The organism is Kribbella sp. CWNU-51, from assembly GCF_054073265.1.
On record NZ_JBSXMZ010000007.1, the window covers coordinates 449,253 to 469,387 of the forward strand.

The 20,135-nt window shown below is 69.1% G+C and carries 22 protein-coding genes; 2 read left to right on the forward strand and 20 right to left on the reverse strand.

Annotated features, from left to right (window positions below; translation table 11 throughout):
- Positions 1 to 28 precede the first annotated feature (28 nt).
- Complete coding sequence (locus ACXC9Q_RS10505) at positions 29 to 670, forward strand: hypothetical protein (protein WP_457056282.1); 642 nt, start codon at positions 29 to 31, stop codon at positions 668 to 670.
- Between the two features lie 463 nt (positions 671 to 1,133).
- Here the strand turns inward: ACXC9Q_RS10505 and ACXC9Q_RS10510 are convergent, their stop codons facing one another.
- Entirely contained in the window at positions 1,134 to 1,478 is a 345-nt protein-coding gene (locus ACXC9Q_RS10510) for a VOC family protein (RefSeq protein WP_457056283.1), read from the reverse strand.
- Between the two features lie 17 nt (positions 1,479 to 1,495).
- Here ACXC9Q_RS10510 and ACXC9Q_RS10515 point away from each other — a divergent pair, with 17 nt between their 5' ends.
- Positions 1,496 to 1,876 (forward strand): VOC family protein, encoded by a 381-nt coding sequence (locus tag ACXC9Q_RS10515; protein ID WP_457056284.1) that lies wholly within the window; start codon positions 1,496 to 1,498, stop codon positions 1,874 to 1,876.
- On the opposite strand, the gene ACXC9Q_RS10520 is transcribed toward ACXC9Q_RS10515, so the two are convergent.
- The 19 genes from ACXC9Q_RS10520 to ACXC9Q_RS10610 form a co-directional block, all read right to left on the reverse strand.
- Positions 1,873 to 3,069, reverse strand: a complete 1,197-nt coding sequence (locus tag ACXC9Q_RS10520; protein ID WP_457056285.1) for a Gfo/Idh/MocA family protein — start codon at positions 3,067 to 3,069, stop codon at positions 1,873 to 1,875. The two genes, ACXC9Q_RS10515 and ACXC9Q_RS10520, sit on opposite strands and share 4 nt — an antisense overlap.
- Before the next feature lie 256 nt (positions 3,070 to 3,325).
- The gene (locus ACXC9Q_RS10525) at positions 3,326 to 4,009 is read right to left on the reverse strand and encodes a glycerophosphodiester phosphodiesterase (RefSeq protein ID WP_457056286.1); all 684 of its coding nucleotides are present in this window, start codon (positions 4,007 to 4,009) and stop codon (positions 3,326 to 3,328) included.
- Complete coding sequence (locus ACXC9Q_RS10530; RefSeq protein WP_457056287.1) at positions 4,006 to 5,322, reverse strand: ABC transporter substrate-binding protein; 1,317 nt, start codon at positions 5,320 to 5,322, stop codon at positions 4,006 to 4,008. The genes ACXC9Q_RS10525 and ACXC9Q_RS10530 overlap by 4 nt, the downstream gene beginning before the upstream one ends.
- 2 nt (positions 5,323 to 5,324) lie before the next feature.
- Positions 5,325 to 6,137 carry a carbohydrate ABC transporter permease gene (locus ACXC9Q_RS10535; protein WP_457056288.1) on the reverse strand — a complete coding sequence of 271 codons (813 nt, stop codon included), beginning with the start codon at positions 6,135 to 6,137 and terminating at the stop codon, positions 5,325 to 5,327.
- The gene (locus tag ACXC9Q_RS10540) at positions 6,134 to 7,084 is read right to left on the reverse strand and encodes a carbohydrate ABC transporter permease (RefSeq protein WP_457056289.1); all 951 of its coding nucleotides are present in this window, start codon (positions 7,082 to 7,084) and stop codon (positions 6,134 to 6,136) included. The genes ACXC9Q_RS10535 and ACXC9Q_RS10540 overlap by 4 nt, the downstream gene beginning before the upstream one ends.
- Complete coding sequence (locus ACXC9Q_RS10545) at positions 7,081 to 7,893, reverse strand: inositol monophosphatase family protein (RefSeq protein ID WP_457056290.1); 813 nt, start codon at positions 7,891 to 7,893, stop codon at positions 7,081 to 7,083. Before ACXC9Q_RS10545 ends, ACXC9Q_RS10540 begins: the two co-directional genes overlap by 4 nt.
- 40 nt (positions 7,894 to 7,933) lie before the next feature.
- Positions 7,934 to 9,334 (reverse strand): MFS transporter, encoded by a 1,401-nt coding sequence (locus tag ACXC9Q_RS10550; RefSeq protein WP_457056291.1) that lies wholly within the window; start codon positions 9,332 to 9,334, stop codon positions 7,934 to 7,936.
- Positions 9,331 to 9,762, reverse strand: coding sequence for a MarR family winged helix-turn-helix transcriptional regulator (locus ACXC9Q_RS10555; RefSeq protein ID WP_457056292.1), 432 nt, complete (start codon positions 9,760 to 9,762; stop codon positions 9,331 to 9,333). Before ACXC9Q_RS10555 ends, ACXC9Q_RS10550 begins: the two co-directional genes overlap by 4 nt.
- Positions 9,763 to 9,784: 22 nt before the next feature.
- A complete protein-coding gene (locus tag ACXC9Q_RS10560; RefSeq protein WP_457056293.1) occupies positions 9,785 to 10,483 on the reverse strand; it encodes an MgtC/SapB family protein in 699 nt (232 codons plus the stop codon).
- A gap of 21 nt (positions 10,484 to 10,504) precedes the next feature.
- Positions 10,505 to 11,524 (reverse strand): 2-hydroxyacid dehydrogenase, encoded by a 1,020-nt coding sequence (locus ACXC9Q_RS10565; protein ID WP_457056294.1) that lies wholly within the window; start codon positions 11,522 to 11,524, stop codon positions 10,505 to 10,507.
- Positions 11,525 to 11,552: 28 nt separating this feature from the next.
- Entirely contained in the window at positions 11,553 to 13,013 is a 1,461-nt protein-coding gene (locus ACXC9Q_RS10570; RefSeq protein ID WP_457056295.1) for an FGGY family carbohydrate kinase, read from the reverse strand.
- A gap of 74 nt (positions 13,014 to 13,087) precedes the next feature.
- A complete protein-coding gene (locus tag ACXC9Q_RS10575) occupies positions 13,088 to 13,888 on the reverse strand; it encodes a DeoR/GlpR family DNA-binding transcription regulator (protein WP_328524382.1) in 801 nt (266 codons plus the stop codon).
- A complete protein-coding gene (locus ACXC9Q_RS10580) occupies positions 13,885 to 14,502 on the reverse strand; it encodes a histidine phosphatase family protein (protein ID WP_457056296.1) in 618 nt (205 codons plus the stop codon). Before ACXC9Q_RS10580 ends, ACXC9Q_RS10575 begins: the two co-directional genes overlap by 4 nt.
- Positions 14,499 to 15,872, reverse strand: a complete 1,374-nt coding sequence (locus ACXC9Q_RS10585; protein WP_457056297.1) for an FGGY-family carbohydrate kinase — start codon at positions 15,870 to 15,872, stop codon at positions 14,499 to 14,501. The genes ACXC9Q_RS10580 and ACXC9Q_RS10585 overlap by 4 nt, the downstream gene beginning before the upstream one ends.
- A gap of 1,455 nt (positions 15,873 to 17,327) precedes the next feature.
- Positions 17,328 to 17,561 (reverse strand): hypothetical protein, encoded by a 234-nt coding sequence (locus ACXC9Q_RS10590; RefSeq protein ID WP_328524385.1) that lies wholly within the window; start codon positions 17,559 to 17,561, stop codon positions 17,328 to 17,330.
- Between the two features lie 289 nt (positions 17,562 to 17,850).
- Positions 17,851 to 18,465, reverse strand: coding sequence for an excalibur calcium-binding domain-containing protein (locus tag ACXC9Q_RS10595; RefSeq protein ID WP_457056298.1), 615 nt, complete (start codon positions 18,463 to 18,465; stop codon positions 17,851 to 17,853).
- A gap of 46 nt (positions 18,466 to 18,511) precedes the next feature.
- Positions 18,512 to 19,168 carry a hypothetical protein gene (locus ACXC9Q_RS10600; protein ID WP_457056299.1) on the reverse strand — a complete coding sequence of 219 codons (657 nt, stop codon included), beginning with the start codon at positions 19,166 to 19,168 and terminating at the stop codon, positions 18,512 to 18,514.
- A gap of 70 nt (positions 19,169 to 19,238) precedes the next feature.
- Positions 19,239 to 19,769: a hypothetical protein gene (locus ACXC9Q_RS10605; protein ID WP_457056300.1), complete on the reverse strand. Its 531-nt coding sequence runs from the start codon at positions 19,767 to 19,769 to the stop codon at positions 19,239 to 19,241.
- 49 nt (positions 19,770 to 19,818) lie between these two features.
- On the reverse strand, positions 19,819 to 20,067 hold the full coding sequence (locus ACXC9Q_RS10610; RefSeq protein ID WP_457056301.1) for a hypothetical protein: 249 nt from the start codon (positions 20,065 to 20,067) through the stop codon (positions 19,819 to 19,821).
- Between the last annotated feature and the right edge of the window lie 68 nt (positions 20,068 to 20,135).

A 20,135-nucleotide genomic window follows, 5' to 3' on the forward strand; every position in this document is an offset into this window, starting at 1 on the left:
GGGTGTGGGGTTCGGGCACTGCTTCGGGATGAAGGCGCCGGAACTGCCTGCCCCGCGTCCGGTTCTCTGGCCGCTGCGGCCGCTCGAGTCGGCGGCGGTGTCGATGTCCTCGGACAACAACCGGACCATCGTCACGATCACCCATGCACCCCTCGAGCAAGTCACGCCGGAGATGCTGGCCTGGTGGTACGGGCACATCCCCGGGACGATGCAGTACGCCGGTCAGACCTGGCCGCGGTATCTCGTCTGGCACCCGCTCGACCACATCTCGTACGAGCTGATGAGCCCTGGCGCCGTCGTCGGCCCGGGGTCGCGGCTGCGTCTCACCGAGGCGTTCGGGCGTGATCCCGGCAAGGTGATGGACCTTCACGTCACCGTTGAGACGGTCGACAGCCAAGCGGCGATCATGACCAAGCGGGTGCTCGGCAGCTCGATGGTCCGGCTGGAGAACGAGTTCGCGCCCGCCAGCGGTGGCTCCCGCTACACGACCCGGCTGACCGTCGGCGACACCACTCCGCTCGCGACCTTGTTCCTCAACCGGATCGCCCACGACCGCGCGTTCCCCGTGCCGAAGCTCGCCGCCTGGACCCGCCACCACGTCGAGGAGATCGGCAACCTCGAGAACTTCCTCCCGGACCTCTTCCGCTACCGCGCCGACCACGAACCCTGAACTCGGCAGTGAGGTAGCCGGCCGGGGATGCAAGGAGCTGGAGCCCCGGCCAGGAAACCGGTGGGCCGATACACGTTATTTCGGCTCTTCTGCCGCATCCGTGGGCGGCTCGATCGCCTCCTTCGCGTCCCCGGCAGTCGGCCGTGTTCTGTTGGTTGCCGCCGGGGGTGGGGAGGATGTCGTCCCGGATCGGGTCTGGATCGGATCGAAGCTCCTCCCCAGCCTGGGCCGGGCTCCCCGCCTACGGGGTCTCGGCCTTGGCGGACGTGGGGCACTCACTAACCCGGTCCGTCAACCGCCGAGTGCTCGCGGCCGAGCGGGGCCTGTCTGGTATCGCGCCGCTTGGTGAGTGTTGCACGTCCGGTCCGCGGCCCGGCATCGCCACACCCGCCCCCCGTCGGGGCGGGGTGTGGCGGACTTCCAGGCCATCACAATCACCGAGACGCCGACCGCGCGACACGTGTCACTCCACCGGGGCGCCGCCGTACGAGACCTCGTTGCCGTCCGGGTCGTAGTAGGTGACGTGCCGTACGCCGTTCTCGTACGTCTCCCGCACCGCCGGCTCGATCCCGCGCTCGACGATCGCCCGGATCACACCCTCGAAGTCCTCGACGAACAAGGTGTGCTGAGCATGACCGGCATGCTCAGGCACCACCTCGATGTAGAGGAACTGGTGCTCGCCGACCTCCCAGACCGCCTCGATGTCGTTCGGCAGGAAGCTCGGCGGCGCTCCGAGCAACTTTTCGTACCAGGCGACCGCGGCCGCGTAGTCACTCACCGAGATCCCGGCGAACAGATCCAGAGCCATACGAGATCCTACAAAGCATGAAGGTGAATCGACTCGACCATCTGGTGCTCACCGTCGCGGATCTCGAGGCGACGACCGGCTTCTACCACCGGGTTCTGGGGATGGAGGCGGTCACAGTCAAGGGTGGCCGGCGGGCGCTCGCGTTCGGGACGAGCAAGATCAACCTGCATCAGGTCGGGCACGAGTTCGAGCCGAAGGCGGTGCGTCCGGGGCCGGGGACCGCGGACCTGTGCTTCGTCGTCGACGACCCAATCGAGCAGGTGCGGGCCGAGCTGATCGCGCACGGCGTCGAGATCGAGGAAGGCCCGGTCGAGCGTACTGGCGCGACCGGGCCGATCCTCAGCGTCTACCTACGTGACCCCGACGGAAATCTCATCGAGCTCAGCAACTACCTCTAGGCGGGTGCGTCCCCGTGATCGGGGATCTCGAGTTGTACGCCGCCCTGCAGAGCGGACTGGTGGGCGTAGATGCCGGGGAGGGTGTAGCGGGCGGCGACCCAGGCGTTGACCGGGGGAAGGGCCTTGTCGGCGACCGCGCGGACGAAGTCGTCGGCGAGGAAGTGGTGCGAACCCTCATGGCCGTTGTGCATGCCGGCGAACTCGGCCGGGAGGCGGCTGCGGTCGTGCACCGGCGACAGCCCGGACCGGAACGCGTCCCGCAGCGCCGGGTTGACGTTCGCCAGGTCGGCGTCGTCGAGCGAGCTACTGGGCTTGGTCTCCATCAACTGGCTGACGTCCTCCACGCCCTCCTTGGTCTGCCAAAGCGTGGTCGTCGCGAGCTGCTCGAAGCTGCCTTCGGTCCCGAACACGCGCAGCCGGGACTCACGGATGTGCGACGGGTAGCCGACGCGGCGCATCTCGTTCGTCCGCATCACGCCGCCGTCCGCGAGCTTGAAGAGCGCGGTCGCGTTGCTGAAGTCGTTGTCGAACTGGCTGACGTCCTTGTCGAACACACCGTCGCCACGGTCGTCCTTCACCCCGATGCAGGACACATGCGTGGCATGCTGCCCGGTCACCGAGAGAACGTTGCCCACGGCATGCGTCGGGTAGAGCATCGGCGGGAATGAAGCGGTCTTCTTCCACTCCTCGCCACCGCTGTACTGATACGCGGCGTAGAAGCCGAGGTCCATGTCGTGGACGTAGTCGCCCTCGGAGTAGAAGACCCGGCCGAACTCACCGGCCTCGAGCTTCTGCCGGCAGTACACCGACGACGGGTAGTAGTAGCTGGTCTCGCCCATCATGTACGTCAGACCGGTCTCCTTGACCAGCTCGATGATGCGGGCGATCTGGTCCGCCTCGATCGCCATCGGGACGGTCGAGTACACGTGCTTGCCGGCCTCGAGCGCCTGGATCGCCATCTCGCCGTGCAGCCAGCGCTGGGTGAAGATCGCCACCGCGTCCACGTCGGACGCGAGCATCTCGTCGAACGATTGATAGGTGATCGAGATGCCCTGCTCGGCCGCCATCTCGGCGGTCCGTTCCGGCAGTACGTCGGTCAGCCGCACGTCGGACACGTCCGGGTGCGCGGACCACAGCCGCAGAAATGAGGGCGCGAACTGGCCGGCTCCGACCACACCGATGCTGATTCCCATGCGAGCAAGGCAATCACACATTTATCTTCTACGGAAGAACAAATTCACACGTTGGAACGTGTGTCAGTCACCACGCCCCCCGCCCGCCCACCCACTCCGTGCACCAGATCCGTGCGCGCGGCACCCCCGCGGTGCGGATCTGGTGCACAAAGTCGGCCAGGCCCGACCAAGGGGCCGGGCGGGCGGCGCGCGGGCGGCGAGGCGCGGCGGGGTGCGTTAAGAGGGCGAGGGCTGGGCGCGCGGGGCGGGGGTTGGGTTAGGGGTGGTGGGGTGGGGTTAGGAGGTGGGGGTTGTCGGTGGTTATGCCGTTGACGCCGAGGGTGATTGCGTGGGTCAGCGTTTGCTGGTCGGGGACGGGCCAGGCGGTGACGTCCAGGCCGGCGGACTGGAGGGCGGCGACGGCCTCCGGGGTCAGGCCGGCGATGCCGCAGAGCGCCGTACCGGCCTCGGCCTCCCGGGCGAGCGCGATCACCTCGGCGACAGGCGGCGTACGGCCGAAGATCCGGCCGGTCGCCGCGGCCGGGAAGGCGCGGCGGACGGCCAGCAGGATCTCCGGGTGGAACGACGTCACCAGCGTCCGATCGGCCAGCGACGGATCCGCCTTCAACGTCTGCGCCAGCAGCGGTACGGCGTCCGCCGCCTTCACCTCGGCCTGGAAGCGAACGCCGATCTCGGCCACCGTCTCCGCCCACGTCGGCACCACCTCGCCAAGTCCCGCGTCGAGCGACCGCAGGTCGTCGTACGACATCGCCGCGGCCTCCCCCGATCCGGATGTCGTCCGGTCGACAGTCGCGTCGTGGAGGATCACCAGCTCGCCGTCGGCGGTAACGCGAAGATCGAGCTCGATCTCGTCACACCCGTCGGCAACCGCACGCCGAAACGACCGCAACGTGTTCTCCGGCTCGGTCCCCAGCGCACCGCGATGGCCGGTGATGATCACAGCACCTTCTCCTCGTAGAGACGTTTGACTTCGGCGCCGATCGCGTCGAGCCGGCCGGCGACCGAGGCGAACACCTTCTTGGGGGCGGCGTTGTCGGCGTAGATCTGCTGCAGGGCGGTGTAGATGACGACGTTCGCGTTGCGGCCGTAGAGGCGGATCGCGTCCTGCTGGCGGGCGTTCGCGAGCTGGGCGATCGCGACCCCGTAGTTCGGCTTCTCGGCGATCAGTTTCTTGAGCTCGGGGTCTTCGCGGGCCGCGTTCACCACCGGCAGGTAGCCGGTCTGCGTCGTCCAGAAGGCCGAGTTCTCCGGCCGGGCGAGGAAGGCCAGGAACGTGGCTGCGGCCTGCTTGCGTTCGTCGGAGATATTCCGCAGCATCCCGATCCCGCCACCACCGGTGGCGAGCCCGGACGCCACCTCGGACGGGATGAACCCGGCGCCGACCTTGAACTTCGCCTTGCTCGAGATGGTCTTCATGCCACCGGTCGATTCCTGGATGACGCCGACCAGCCCGTTGGCGAAGTCCGTGCTCGGGCTGCTGGCCATGTAGGCAGCGCCCAGGTCGTGGACCATCTGCCGCTGCCACTCGCCCGCGGCGACCGCGCCGTCCTGGTCGATGGTGACGTCGAGGCCCTTCGAGTACGCGCCGCCGAACTGCCACACGTTGCCCTGGAACTGCCAGTCGCCGTCGATCTTCGCGAACGCGATCGTCCGCAGCGAACGTCCGCCGGACTGCACCTTGGCGAGCTCCGGCGCCCAGGACCGCAGTTCACTCCAGGTCCGCGGCGCGCGATCCGGCAGCCCGGCCTTCGCGAACGCGTCCCGGTTGTAATAGAGGATCGGGGTACTCCGGGCGAACGGAACCGCCCAGCTCTGCCCCTTCACGACGTACTCGCCGAACAGCTTCTGCTGATAGACGGCCGGGCCGAAGCCGTCGGTGAAGTAGCCGTTCAGCGGCTCGAGCGCCTCGTTCAGGAAGAAGCGTTCCCACGTGACGTCGGAGAGGATGGCCAGATCCGGCGCCTGCTTGGCGACCAGCGCCGCGGCGACCTTCTGGGCCACGTCGTCGTAGCTGCCCTGGAACTGCACCTCGACGTACACGTCGGCTTGCGAATCGTTGAACTTGGCAACGAGCTTGTCGACCGCCTTGCCGTTCGCCCCGCCGTACGACGTCCAGAAGACGACCCGCACGCGGTTCGCGTACTGCTTCGGCACGGATCCGGCCGGCTGCGAGTAGATCGCGTCGACCGAGCGGTAGCCACAGCCCGCCAGCGTCGCGCCGGCTGCGAGCCCGAGGAACATCCTGCGGTGCATTCTCATCCCTTCAGAGCTCCCTGGGTGATCCCGCCGACGATGTAGCGCTGGGCGATCAGGAGGATCAGCAGCATCGGCGCGAGCACCAGCAGGGTGCCGGCCATGATCGTTCCCCAGGCCGCCAGGCCCTCTTCGTCCTTCAGGATCAGCAGGCCGACCGGCAGTGTCCGCATCGATGCGGAGTTGGTCACGATCAGCGGCCAGACGAAGTTGTTCCACTCCTCGACCGCGGTGATCACGACAACCGTGATCAGCATCGGCTGCGACATCGGCAGGACCACCCGCCACAACGTGCGCAGGTGCCCGGCACCGTCGACCGCGGCCGCGTCCGTCACCTCCGTCGGCAGGGTGAGGAAGTGCTGCCGCATCAGGAACGTCGCGAACGCCGACCCGATGCCCGGGATGATCAGCCCCGCATACGTGTTGATCCAGCCGAGTGTTGCCACGGTCAAGTAATTCGGCAGCAGCGTGACATGACCGGGCACCATCATCGCGCCGAGCACCAGGAAGAACAGCACCTTCTTGAACGGGAACCGCAGATAGGCGAACGCGTACGCCGTCAGCACCGCGTTCGTCACCTTCAACAGCGTGCCGAGCACCGTGATGATCGTGGAGTTGAGGAAGAACCGGTCGAACGGCGCGGCCTTCCAGGCCAGGCTGAAGTTCTCCCAGGTGAAATGCGGCCACCACGCCGGCGGCCATTGATAGATCTCGGACGGTTGCTTGAACGCCGTCGACAACAGCCAGTACAGCGGGCCGAGGAACACGGCCGCCACACCGATCAGTACGACGTACTGGATCGCGCGGATCTTCATCGGTAGTGCACCCGCCTCTCCATCACCCTGGCCTGCACCGCGGTGACGACCAGCAGAATGACGAACATGATGATCGACAGCGTGGCCGCACGGCCCGCGTTGAACGCCTGGAAGCCCTCGTTGTAGATCGACCAGCTCAGCGTGGTGGTGGCATCACCAGGGCCACCACCGGTCATCACTGCGATCACGTCGAAGGCCTGGAAGGTGCCGATCACCGTGGTGATCAGCAGGAAGAAGGTGATCGGGGCAAGCAACGGGAGCTTGATCGCGCGGAACCGGGTCCACGTCGAGGCACCGTCGATCGCGGCCGCCTCGTCGAGATCCTTCGGCAGTCCTTGCAAACCGGCCAGGTAGATCAGCGCGGCGAAGCCGATGTTCTTCCACAGGTAGACGATGACGAGGCCCGGCAACGCCCAGTCGGAGCTGTTCATCCAGTCCGGCGGCTCGGCGCCGAACGGCTCGATCAGCGCCCGCATCAGGCCGTAGCCGGGGTCGAAGATGAAGGCCCAGATGGTCGCGACCGCGGCGCCGGACAGAACGTGCGGCGCGAACGCGAGCGTCCGAACCGCGCCGCGGCCCTTCAGCGGCAGATTGAACAGGAAGGCGAGTGCCAGTCCGATCACCAGGCTGCCGACCACGATCAGGCCGGTGAACACGATGGTGATCCACAGCGTCTTGTGGAACGCCGGATCGGTCAGCGTGCGGCCGTAGTTCGCCAGCCCGACGAAGGTCGGCCGGGCCGCGATCATGTTCCAGTCGGTCAGGCTGAGGAAGGCGTTGTAGATGATCGGCCAGTACGCGAAGACCGCGATCACCAGCAGGTTCGGCGCCACCAGCAGGGCGAACAGCCCGTACTCGCGGCGACGCCGGCGCCGTCTGTGGTCGACACCGGCGGCCAGCCGGCGTTCGTCCGGATGAGTCCGGACCGGCAGGTCCAGTGTGGTCACACCGACCTCCTCAGGGTTGATGGGGCGAGTAGTTCGACAAGAGCGACGGCCAGCGCGGGCGCGGCCGCCAAGATGCCGTTCGGGAGTGCGGAACCGGGTCCGCCGATGGTGTCGGCGCCGGCCTCGCGCGCGATCAGCGCTCCGGCGGCGATGTCCCAGGGCTGGATCACGTGCTCGTAGTACGCGTCCGCCGTACCGTCGGCGACCGAGCATAAGTCGAGCGCTGCCGAGCCGCCACGCCGTACATCTCGTACGGCGGGCAGCACGCGGCGGAGGTGGTCAGCCTGTTCGGCCCGACGCTCCGCGAGGTATGAGAACCCGGTGCTCACCAGAGCGGCTGCGAGGCCGACCTCTCGTGGTGGTCCGAGTACGACGCCGTCGCGGCGCGCACCGCCGCCACGGATCGCGGACCAGGTCATGCCGGTCCGAGGCTGGTGGACGACGCCGGCCAAGGCACCGGCTTCGTCCTGCACCGCGATGGAGACACACCAGTCCAGGCGGCCGTAGAGGTAGTTCACCGTGCCGTCGAGCGGGTCGATCACCCAGGTCAGGCCGGTGTCGGAAGGGCGGGTGGCGCCCTCCTCGCCGAGCAGGCCGTCGCCGGGCCGGGCCGCAGTGAGACCATCGGTGATCAGCTTCTCGGACGCGCGGTCGGCCGCGCTGACCGGGTCGCTGGCGGAGGTCTTGGTCTCGACATCGGGCGCGTCGATCGAGAGGCTCTGCTGGCGGGCCAGCAGCTCTTCACCGGCCGCGGTCGCCAGCGTCGCGGCCAGCGCGCAGAGGTCGGCGAGGGGCGGGATGTTCAGCACGCGGCGAAATTATCACCGTTCAATGGTGTCGTATAGATGATCAGTGTGAATTTCTCACGAAAATCACATCAGCCAGCAGGACTACGGCGATCCCACCGACCAGGAGGCCGAGCCGGTGCAGGCCGGCGTCGCTGGCCGGGCCGGCGAAGACCAGCGCGATCGCGGCCGACGCCAGGTTGGCACCGACGTACTGCGAGGTCCGGAACAGACCGGCCGCGGCACCGGCGGCCTCGGGCGGCGCGGCGCTGTAGACGGCCAGCTGGTTGCCGAGTCCGTTGAACCCGTTGGGTACGCCGAGAATCGCGCTGATCAGGACGAGTACGACGATCGGCGTACCGGCGTGGACACCGAAGGCGAGGGCGGCACCGCCGACCAGAAGGCCGGCCGAGCCGATCACCAGCAGGAGCCGTGGACCGTGGTTGCGGGCGAGTCTGGTGGCGCCGATGACGGTGATCGCCCCGAGGGCCGCGATGGGGAGAACCACCAGGCCGACCTGTGTCGGATCGAGCCCGCGGCCTTGCTCGAGCCAGCCGGGGAGGCCGTAGAAGATCGCGTAGAACGCGACATAGGTGAGCATCGTACGGAGGTAGCCGAGGGAGAGTGGGGCGCTGCGGGCGAGAAGCCGGACGTCGACGAACGGGGTGGCGGCCCGCCGTTCCCACAGGACGAACAGCACAGCGACCGGAACTGCCACCGCCAGCAACCACCACGTCGGCCGGCCGGTGAGCGAAAGCAGGACCAGCATCACCGCGGTCATCGCCAGGGTGAACAAGAACAGGCCGGCCAGGTCGATCTCACGCCACAGCTTGCGGCCGTCGTCGGCCGGTCGCGGTGGGTCGGCGGGCACGAGGCGCAGGACGAAGAAGCCGGCGATCGCGGACACAGGCAGGTTGACCAGGAAGATCGCCTGCCAGTCGAAGCTGCCGACCAGGAAGCCGCCGACGCTCGGACCGAGCGCGGCGGATGTCTGGGCGAAGACCGAGATCAGCCCGAGCGCGCCGACGGCGGAGGCTTTCCGCCGGTCGGCGATCCGGCGGATCATCGCGACGCCGGAGGGGAACTGCGCGCCGGTCCCGATGCCGAGCAGCACCCGCGCCGCGATCAGCCAGCCGAGACTCGGCGCGAGCGGAGCCAGCGCGGAGACCAGAGCCACCAGTCCGAGCCCGGCCAGGAACACGCGCCGCGCACCGAGAAGGTCGGCCAACCGCCCAGCAGTCGGCGCGGAGATCGCGGTCGCGAGATAGAGCCCGGACACCAGCCACTGAGTCTCGGTGCCGGCGTGAAAGTCGGTCCCGATCGCCACTAGGGCAACCGCGATCATCGACGAGTTGAGCGGCTGCAGGAGCGTGCCCAACCCCACCGAGGCCGCATACTTCGCCGGCAGCCCAGGCTGCGCCTGAACCTCCTCGGCAGCGCGCGGCTCTTCGACAGCCTTCGTCATTCGTGGACCTCGGAGAGTTTGTCCATCAAGCCGGCGGCCAGGCGGAGGAGCTCTCGCTCGGTGGGGGTCAGGGTGCTCGCCATCGCCTGCGCGAGGAAGGTGTCGCGGCGGCGGCGGTCCTCGCGGACGAGGGTTGTGCCGGCCGAGGTGATCTTCAGCAGCACCTGGCGTCGATCAGTCGGATTATCAGCACGGCTGATGAGTTCGGTGGCGACCAGGTCGGCGGTCGCGCGCATCATCGTCTGTGGGGTGACGCGCTCGGCGGCAGCCAGGTCGGCGTTCGTCATCGGGCCTTCGCGCTCGAGCCATCCCAGCACGTTCAGCTGGGAATAGCTCAGCTCCCCCTCGGGTCGCTCCTGACGCAGCCGGCGGACCAGCCGGAACAGACTGGTGCGGATCTCGTGGGCAGCGGCATCAGACGAGCTCATACCATCAGCTTAGCTGATGATATCAATCGTCGTCGTCATCGTTCCGCAGCCGCACTCCGGTGACGCCGTCCAGGTCGTCGAGCGCGAGCACCAGGTGCTGCAAGGGCGGCCGGCCGCTGAACCGCATCGAGGCCCGGACCTGTGGCCGGTCGCCGTCGCGGTGCACCTCCGTGCCGAGGACCGACGCCTCGAAGCCCATCGCCGTCGCGGTCGACAGGATCGAGCGCAGTACGCCGGACCCGTCGTCGTATCGCACGGTCAGGAGACGGCGCCGGTCCGGTGACGGCAGAAACCGGCCGAGCCGGGCGAACGGACCGACCGCGACCAGGTGCAAGACGGTCGCCGCGACCGCCAGCACCGGCATCCCGGCGCCGCACGCCATCCCGATCGCGGCGGTCATCCAGATGGTGGCCGCCGTGGTCAGGCCACGGACCACGTCGCGCCGCATGAAGATCACCCCGGCGCCGAGGAAGCCGACGCCGGAGACGATCTGCGCCGCGATCCTCGACGGGTCGAGGTTGACCTCGGTGCCGAGCACGGCAGTGAATCCGAACCCCGAAACGAGCGTGAAGAGAGCAGCCCCGGTGCCGACCAGCGTGTGCGTCCGCATACCCGCGCTCTTCTGCTGCAGCTGCCGCTCGATACCGATGATCATCGACAGCACGAAGGCGACCAGGAGGAGCAGCAGCTCGGTCCAGGTGGTGGATGTCGCGAGTTTCATGATGGGTCGGGGGTGTCCTGACTACGCCGAGACCAGTCCCACCGGGTCCTTCCCGGTGAGATACGCGGCGACCGCCTCGGCGGCGATCGAGCCGGCGCGGTGAGCGGTCTGCCGGGTCGCGCCGGCCAGATGCGGCGTCATCACCACATTGGGAGCAGTCAGCAGCCGCGATCCTGCCGGGACCGGCTCTGCCGCGAACACGTCGAAAGCCGCCGCACCCAGCTGCCCGGACTCCAACGCGTCCACGGTCGCGTCGTAGTCGAGCAGCCCGCCGCGCGCGGTGTTCACGAGTACGGCGCCTCGCGGCATCAACGCGATCTGGTCGGCGCCGATCAGGCCGCGGGTCTGGTCGGTCAGCCGGGCGTGCAGGCTGACCACGTCGGACCGTCGCAGCAGGTCGTCGAGCTCGACCAGTTCGATGCCTTCGGGGGCCTCGTCGATGTAGGGATCGGCGACCAGAACCTGCGCGCCGAAGGCAAGCATCACCCGGGCGACTCGTTGCCCGATCGCGCCGTACCCGATCAGTCCGACCGTCGATCCGTCCAGTTCCCGGCCGCATTCGTCGTACGCGTAGAGATCGCTGCGCCACTCGCCCTGCTCGAGCGTTCGTTGCAATCGTGGCAGGTTGCGCAGGGCACCCATCGTCAGGGCGACCGCATGCTCGGCGGCCGCGACCGCGTTGCGGCCGGGGGTGGAGGCGACCATGATCCCGCGTTTGGTTGCCGCGGGCACGTTCACGTTCACGGGACCGCCGCGGCACACGACCAGGAAGCGCAGGTCCGGTGCGGAGTCCAGGACGCGCTCGGTGAATGGGCCCATCTGAGTGATCGCCAGCTCGACCCCGGCCAATGCATCGATGAGCTGGTCCTCGGCGTCGCTCGCCTCGTCCACCTCGGCCACCCGCCCGTACGGCGTCAGTGGCCAGGGCAGCGTGATCTCGCGGGAGTCGAAGGTGACTCCGCGGATGGTGGACAGTGCCGAGGCGAGCAGGTCGTTGCGGACGAAGTGGTCGCCGGCGAGCAATGTCTTGACGGTTCTCATCGAACTCCTGAAGTGAAGGCGGTGCGTGTCAGCGCTGCTGGTCGAAGGTCGGTGCGGGGTCGGACCAGCGCGGGCGGGCCGCCTCGATCCGGCGTAGGTAGTGGGTGTAACCCTCGGCATAGAACGCCGCGCGGGCCGGGTCCGGATCGACCTGGCGGGTCTCCGCGATCCACTCCGGTCCGGCGCTGTCCGGATCGATCGCGCGGCGCGCGCAGATCACCGCGCCGCGGGCGGCGACCTGCTCGGCCTCGGCCGTGTGCAGCGGCGCATTCAGCACGTCCGCCAGGATCTGGGTCCATTCCCGACTGCGGGCACCGCCACCGCAGACGGTCACCCGGCCGGTCCACCCGGCCGCCTCCAGACAGTGCCGAGCGGCGTACGCGATCCCTTCGCAGGTCGCACGGACCACGTCGGCCGCCGTCGCGGACAGCGAGATTCCGTCGATCGTGCCGCGGGCCCGGGTGTCCACGAACGGGGCGCGCTCGCCGGCTTCGGAAAGGTAGGGAAGAACCGTCACGCCTTGCGCGCCGACCGGGCTCTCCGCGAGCAGTTCGGGTAAGCGGTCCGTGCCGGCACCGACGAGGGCGAGCACCCGATCGAGTGCCGCCGTGCCGACCATCGCGGGCATCGCCCGGAGCCAGACTCCGGGTGTCCAGGTGCCGAGGAACAACCCTGCGGGCTCGCCGTCCACGGGAAGCTCACGGGTCACAACTTGGCAGGCAAGCGTCGTACCGACGGTCAGGAGAGCATCGCCGGGCCGGGAGACACCGGCGCCGGCGGCCGCGGCCGGGAGGTCGTACGGACCGGCGGAGACCCTGGTCCCGCGGGCCATTCCGGTCGAGTCGTCGCGCAGCTCGCCGACTGGTCCGGCCGGCTCCACCGGTGCGAGCAGGTGCTTCAGCTCCGAGAGACCGGTCGCCTTCAGCGCCTCGTCGTCGTACTGATTCGTGCGTGGGTCGAGGAACGGCGCGGATGCATCCGACACGTCCGTCGCGCGAACGCCGGTGAGCTGCTGCATCACGACGTCCTTGCAGTACGCCGCTGTCCCGGCGCGAGCGATGACGTCAGGCTCTTCCGCGAGTACGGCGGCCAGCAGCGGACCGGAGGCGCCGGGGAACAACCGGTTGCCGGATCGCCGGAACACCCGCTCGGCGACACCGTCGGTGGTCCAGCGATCGAGGATCGCACTGCTCCGCGCGTCCAACCAGGAGATCGCCGGGCGGACCGCCGTACCGGCCGGATCGACCAGCCACAGGCCGTCACCCTGCGCGGTGATCGCCAGGACGCCGGGCCGGTCCCCCACGCTTCCAGCCAGCTGACCGACCACCTCGTTGACCGAGGCAACGATCTCCGCGGTCTCGTGCTCGAACCGCCCGATCCCCGGCCGCACCAGCCTGGTCGGCCGGGACGCCTCGGCCACCGGCCGCCCGTCGTCGTCGAACGCGACGGCCTTGGTAACGGTCGTGCCGACGTCTACTCCGACGTCCATGCGTACCCCTCCTTACCACTCCAGCTCAGGTGTCCTTTGGTCAATTGAAGGAAGGAAAACTGAGCTGGAAGGATTCATAGTTTGGCTACCTCCACGGTGGCGCCGTGGTCGCGCAGCGGGGTGATCAGGTCTTCCGGGGTCTTCTCGTCGACGACGACGATGTCGAAGTCGGTCAGTGGCGCGAGCCGGTGCAGGGCGGTGCGCTGCAGCTTGGCGTGGTCGACCAGCAGCACCTTGGTCCGCGCCGACCGCAGCATCGCCCGCTTCACCAGGACGATCTCCTCCTCCTGGTGGAACGCGTGCGTCGGCGACACCGCGGACACCGAGCAGAACAGCAGATCGGTGTGCAGCGCCTCGACCGCCTCCGCGCACGGCATCCCGCCGAACGAGTCGTGCGTCGCGGAGTAGATCCCACCGAGGGCGACGAGCGTGATGTCCCGGAGCTGGGTCAGCTTGCTGATCGCCGGCAGGAAGTTCGTTGCCACAGTCAATGGAGTGATGTCCTCGAACAGGTCGACCAGGGCGAGCGCGCTGGTGGAGTCGTCGAGCATCACCGACATGCCGGGCTCGATCATCGCGCGGGCATGCCGGGCCAGCGCGGCCTTCTCGGCTGTCGCGGTGTTCAGCCGATAGGCCACGTTGCTCTCGAAGACGCTGGTCGGCTGCGCGCTGACGCCACCGCGGTACTTGCGCACCACGCCCTGGCGCTCGAGCTCGTCGAGGTCGCGGTGCACCGTCATCACGCTCACCCCGAACGCCTCGACCAGATCGTTGGCCGAGACCGAGCCGTGCTTGACGACGTAGGCCGCGATCTCGGCCTGCCGGCGCGCGGGACGGCTCAGTTCGGTGGTGTCACCGTCGACATCCGATGTCATGCCAGGGTCTCCATTCGCACTGCGGGAAGGTTGTACGCCTCGAGACCCACTGTGCCGTCCTCCCACCGGAAACGCACCAACGCCGCGGGGCCGAGTGCAGGTAGCAGTCTGCGGTAGTCGTTCAGCCGCAGTCCGAGCGCCCTGCACACGAGTAACCGCAGGAGGGTGTTGTGCGCGACGACGAGCACCTTCTGACCGTCATGCCGCCGTGCGATCTCCCGGAAGACCTCGTGCACGCGATCGGCGGCCTCGGCGGGATGCTCACCGCCCGGGAAGTGGTCGCGCACCGGGTCCAGCTGGAACGCTTTGGCCACGGCCGGCGGGAGTTCGCCGAGCACCTTGCCCTCGGCCGAGCCGAAGTCGACCTCGCGCAGCCGCGCATCCAGCGTCGGCTCGAGCTTCAGCGCCTCGGCCGCCGGCGCGATGCTCTGCCGGGCCCGCAGCATCGGGGAGCACCAGAGCGCGTCGGGCGCGTAGTCGGTGGCCCACTCCTTGAGTTGCTGCGCCTGTCGAAGGCCGACTTCGTCGATCGGGAGGTCCGTCGAACCGGTGTACCGGTTGCCGTGATGCCATGCGGTCCGGCCATGGCGAGCCAGGACGATCGTGGTCCTCATCCGCGGTACCCCCGGCGGTCCAGTTCGGCGACGAACTCGCCGTACAGGTCGTCGAGCGATTGTTTGCGCGGCTCGAGGATGTGGTCCACGCGGACCATCCTGCGCGCGGTCGCGGTGACCTCGGTCCCGGCCGAGGCAGCGAGGACGGCCATGCCGTACGCCGGGTCCGGGACGGCTGGGAGCTCCACCGGTACGCCGAGGACGTCGGAGCGGAGCTGATTCCAGTAGCCGCTGCGGGTCGCTCCGCCCGTCAACGACACGGAGTGGACCGGGTCGGCGCCGAGCGTCTCGAGGTGCTCGAAGGCGAGGCGCTCGATGAAGGCGACTCCTTGCAGGACGGCGGCGTACGTGTGCAGGTCGTCCGGGGTCGCGCCGAGGGTGAAGCGCTCGGCCCGCGACGCGACGAAGGGGAAGCGCTCACCGGTCTTGGTGAGTGGGTAGGTGACGGCGTCGATCGGGCCCAGTGCGCGAGCGGCCTGGTCCAGCGCGTCGAGGTCTGCGCCGGGCAGGAGCTCCGTGAGTACGCCGGCGCCGGTGCTGGACGCTCCGCCGGGGAGCCAGCCGCCGTCGGGGTGACGGTGGCTGTAGACGGCACCGGTCGGGTCGTCGAGGAGGTCTTTGCTGACGCCCTTGAGGACGAGCGTCGTACCGAGGACCGAGTTCCACGCGCCGGGGGCGAGGGCGCCGGCGGCGATCTGGGCGGCGCAGCCGTCGGTCATGCCGGCGTAGACGGGGACGCCGGCCGAGGTGCGGCCGAGCTCGGTGCCAGGAAGGACGACGTCAGGAAAGGCGCTGATCGGCAGACCGAGCTTCTCGAAGGCGGCGGTCGGCCAGGTGTCGGCGATCAGGTCGTAGCCGGTCTTGAGGGCGTGACTGGTGTCGGTGGCGACCGGGTGACCGACCAGGTGGGCCGCAACGAAGTCGGCGCTGTGGACGACGCGGTGGTTGGCGAGGTCGTAACCATCTGCTACGAGCGCAAGGATCTTAGGGAGAGCCCAGGTGGGCTGCATGGCGGTCGACCAGCGCTCCGGATCGGCGTCCACGATGTGGTCACGACGGTCGGTCGCGCGGGCGTCGTCGTACATGAGGGCGGGGGTGACCGGGCGGCCGCTCGGGTCGGTGAGGAGGAACGTGCCGGAGGTGGAGCAGATGGAGATGCCTTCGATTCGGCCCTGGGTCACCTCGGCCAGCACTCCGTCGACCGCGTCGAGCCAGGCCTGCGGGTCCTGCTCGTGCCGTACGCCGTCGCGGTGGCTGGTCAGCGGGCGGCCCGCGCGCGCCAGGACAGTGCCGTCGGCGTCGGCCACCACGGCACGCACGCTTTGCGTACCAAGGTCGACGCCAATCCAGCCGGGTCCTGCCACGATCACGCCTCCAGGTCGGGTGTTATCTGCATTGATAACATAACACCAGAAGACGATAGGAACGCGCCACCCCACGTCCGAACTCGGTGACCCCACCACAACCCCGATCCACAATCCACCACCCCACCCCGAACCCCCGCCCCACTCCCACACCGAAGCCAGCCTCCACCCTCACGCCCGAGCCCGGCTCCGCCCTCAGCGGAAGCCCAGCTCCAACCTCAAGCCAGAGCCCGGCTCCACTCTCACGCCAGAGCCCGGCTCCACCCTGACACCGGAGCCCGGGCTCCACTCTCGCACTGAGTCCGCCCCAGAGCCCGCCGAAGCCGGGGGCTCGGACAGCAACCGGGGCCCACCACAGGTTATTTCGGCTCTTCTGCTCGATGTGTGGGTGGTGGCCCACCTGCCGTGTCGTGGTCAACGGACGGACCCAGAACCGGTGACCTGAGACGGCCCTGGTCCGGTCGCGGCTCCCGGTTCCCGGTATCCGGTATCCGGTATCCGGTCGGCAGCCTCCAGACCGCTCAGACGCCGAGGTCCCGGCATGCTTGGGCCGCCGGGGTTCCGGCATGCTTGGGCCGCCGGGGGTGTTGATCGGCGCGATTGCCGCGACCTCGGACAGGTACCGGGGACCTCGGACACCGCACAGCCTGTCCGAGGCCTCCAGATGGTGTCCCAGGCCGCGCGGATCGCCACCGGTCCCACCCGCCGCCGGTCCCACCCGCTGCCACGACGAACCCGTCCGCCACTGCACCTGCCCGCGCGTGTGCGGCCGGTCCGGCTGCGGACGGAGGCTGACGAGGGTGCGGCCGGAGGCTGGGCGTGCCAGCGCGACAGGAGGTGTCCGCCCCGGCCCCGGCCTGGCCGGCCGAAGCCAGGCGTGAATGCCTCCTCCGACCAGCACCCCTGGACCGACACCACCTGTCGAGCTAGCACACCCAGCCGACCTCGCCCACACACCCAGCAGAAGAGCCGGTATTGCCTGTTCACGCCCCCGGAACCCACCCACCCCCCACGCCCGACCTAGCCAGCGGCCCGGCAACTCGACGTACGGCGGCCCGACGGACGGCGGCTCGGCGCACAGCGGCTCGGCGCACAGCGGCTCGGCGCACAAGGGCTCCGCTGACGGCTCGGGGCTCGGCGGCCCGGGGCTCCGTGGCTCGGTGGCTCCGCAGCTCCGCGGACGCTGGCCCGACGGACGCTGGCCCGACGGACGCTGGCCCGACGGACGCTGGCCCGACGGACGCTGGCCCGACGGACCGGCGGCCCGGTGGACGGTGGCTTGCGGCTCGGGGACGGTGGCTCAGCGGCTTCGCGGCTCAGTGGACGGCGGGTCGGCGGATGCGACGCGGCTCCCGCAGTTGGAAGGGTGCGGGAGCCGGGCACTCCTGGCGGCTGCGCCTAGCCGGCACGAGAGGTGATGAGAGCCAGACTCAAAAGGACCGGGCTGCGGCTCGATGGGTGTTAGGAGTGCATCAGGACCAGGGCGGGGTCGGCGGTGGCGAGGTCCAGGCGGCCGGCGTCGATGGCTCCGTAGGCGCCGATCGGGCCGCTGGACCGACGGCCGTTGCGGTTGACCCAGAAGCCCCAACCGGCCGGCGCGTCCGGCCACTCGGGGTCGGGCTCCCAACCCGCAGGTGGGCGCCAGGTGTCACTCGGCGGCTCCGGCCAGTCGGGCGGCGGATTGAATCGGTACACGAGCGGTCCCTCCGGATTCCCCAGCGATCCGCTGATCGCGAACTGTCTGACAGATCAACGACCTGGCGCGCCGAACGTCACGGCTAAATCTTCGTAAAGTTTCGCCCGGTGCACGGTCACCCATCAGACCACCGGCGCAGGTCGACGGCAACCACCCGCTCACCAGGCGGACTGCACGTGCATCGGCATCCGCAGTCGTTGCCTTGTCCACAGATTCCGTTGCCTTGTCCACAGCCGAAGCGCGAGCTATCCACAGATTCAGCTGTGATTACAGAGTGTCGTCAAGGCATCACTCGCACGCCACGCCGTCATGGTCGCGATCCAGGTGTGAGTCGTAGCCCGGATCCCCTGCGTACAAAGGCGCTTTGCCGGCCGCCCGCACCGCCGAGCAGTTCGCGTAGTACGCCGCTGCCGGGGGTGCCGTCGTCTTCTTCGGCTTGACGGCCTGGGGCAATTGCACCAGCGGCAGAGGCTCCGTCATCGTGGTAGTTGCCTGCGGCGCCTTGATCGTCACGGTCCGGGCCGGCAGTGGCGGCTGCGTGATAGTTGCCGTCGGCCCGGGAATCGTCTGCCGCACCGTGACGGTCGTGGTCGGCCCGGGGACCGTCACGGCAGGCCCAGAGACCGACGAGGCGGCAGTCGACGCCTCGCTGCCGCCACCGATCGCGGCCAGGATCACGAGGAAGGCAGTCCCGCCCGCCACCCAGCCCGCGACCAGTTTCAGCGGCGGCTCAGTGCCGTACCGGCCACTCGGGCCGCGGGAGCGGAGACCGCGCGCGTTCAGCCAGAAGGACCAGCCGGGAGGCGCCGGCGGCCAGGACGGGTCGGGCTGCCAGCCCGCTGGTGGTTGCCAGGCGGGCGTCGGCGGCGCGGGCCAGCCCGGTGGTGAGTTGAATGTCGCCATGGTGAGTTCCCCCTCGGGGATTACATCCAGTCACCGTGACGGAGTGTTACAAGTCGGCCAGCCGGGCGGCGACGCGGTGGTGATCGGTGAGGGACTGGGTCAGCGCGTAGCCGAGGGCTCGATAGGCCTCGAAGTCCCACTCGTCGTAGAACTGGTCGCCCGTGGTCCGGCGCGGGAAGTCCGAGTGCTCGACGGCGTACTGCTCGAGATCCCACTCGAGCTGGCCGGCCAGCACCGCCTCCACGAAGAAGATCTCGGTCCTGTACTGCTTCTCCTCGCCGTCCTTCAGCGGATGCGTCGCGATGCCGTACGTCCAGGCCCGGTCGGCCCGCGGCTTCGACCCGCGGATCATCGGCGCCGGGTCGATGTCGATCCGGATGCCGTGGTCCATCCGCGCTGTCGCGATCGCCTCGGCCAGCGCGGTGAACCGGTCCTCGGCGTCGTTCGACGCGTCGATCACGATCACCTGGGCCGGCTTGCGGCGGAGCGCCTCGACCAGCCCGAGGTCGTCGTAGTGACCACCGTCGGTCACATAGATCCGCCGTTCGTACATCGACGGCGACCCGACCGCCTCGTGCAGCAGCCGGTACGGGCCGGGCTTGTCGATCACGCTGCCGATGTAGCGCCGGGCCTTCGGCACGAAGCCGTGCTGCTCGGGGAAGGCGGGCTCCGCGCGGTTGTTCCAGTAGGGTTCGGCAGCCACACACCCAGGCGGGCATTCAGTACGGCGAGCAGCAGCCGGACCGGCCTGGTCCGGCCATTGACCCGGCCGGTCAGCGGGCTGAGCGCCGCGCCGCTGATCGCCATCGCCGCCGCACGGTCACCTCGCGCTTCAGTACGTCGGCCTCACGCTCGTAATCGTCCGTCGTCCGGCGCCCACCGTCGGGCAGCGACCGGTCCCCCACGATCCCGATCTGCTCGGCATCGAAGATGAACGGGACGCAGTCCCGCTCGGTCGGCACGAAGTCCGGGTCGTCGACGTTCGCGACGCCGGCGATGACGAGTTGCGGCCCGCCGTTGACCGGCTTCGCCCATTCGGAGTACCGCAGCCGCAGGTGGTAGTCGAGTGCGACCGCGGCGCCGTTGTCCTTGCGCGTCACCAGGAACGCGCAGGACAGCCGCTCCCGGTAGAAGGAGTGCAGCGATGTCCGGTTCGCGTCGGTGAGCACCTTGATCGCCAGCGCGATCGCGGCCAGGATCAACGCGACGTTCCAGTCCTCCTGATAGGAACGGTCGGTCGCGTAGCCGCCGGTCCAGCGCAGCAACACGATGACCGCGGCAACGATGATGATCGCGCTGCCCACCCAGGGCGCGCCAGCTTGGTCCGCGCGAACGCGAGCAGCTCGCCGTATGTTAGGCGGCCGCGGTTCTACCGCGGGCGGGAATCTCGCTGATCCGGCGGGGAAGAGTGCCCGCGGCAATCGCCTGGTCCAGCGCCGCGAGCTGGGTGCACGCGGCGGTGATCGCTTCGGCCTGCGTGCGGCAGCCGTCGGCGTACCAGTAGGGATCGTCGGGCTGGCGATCGTCCGCGTCATCGATGTCGGCGTACCAGCAGTCGCGCCCCTGACATCGGTAGTGCACGACCCGGACCTTGAGCTTCATGTGCGGTACGACGCCCGCCGAGGAGTCCCGGTTCCAGGGGCTTCGATCCTGGTGTGAAGGGTTTACAA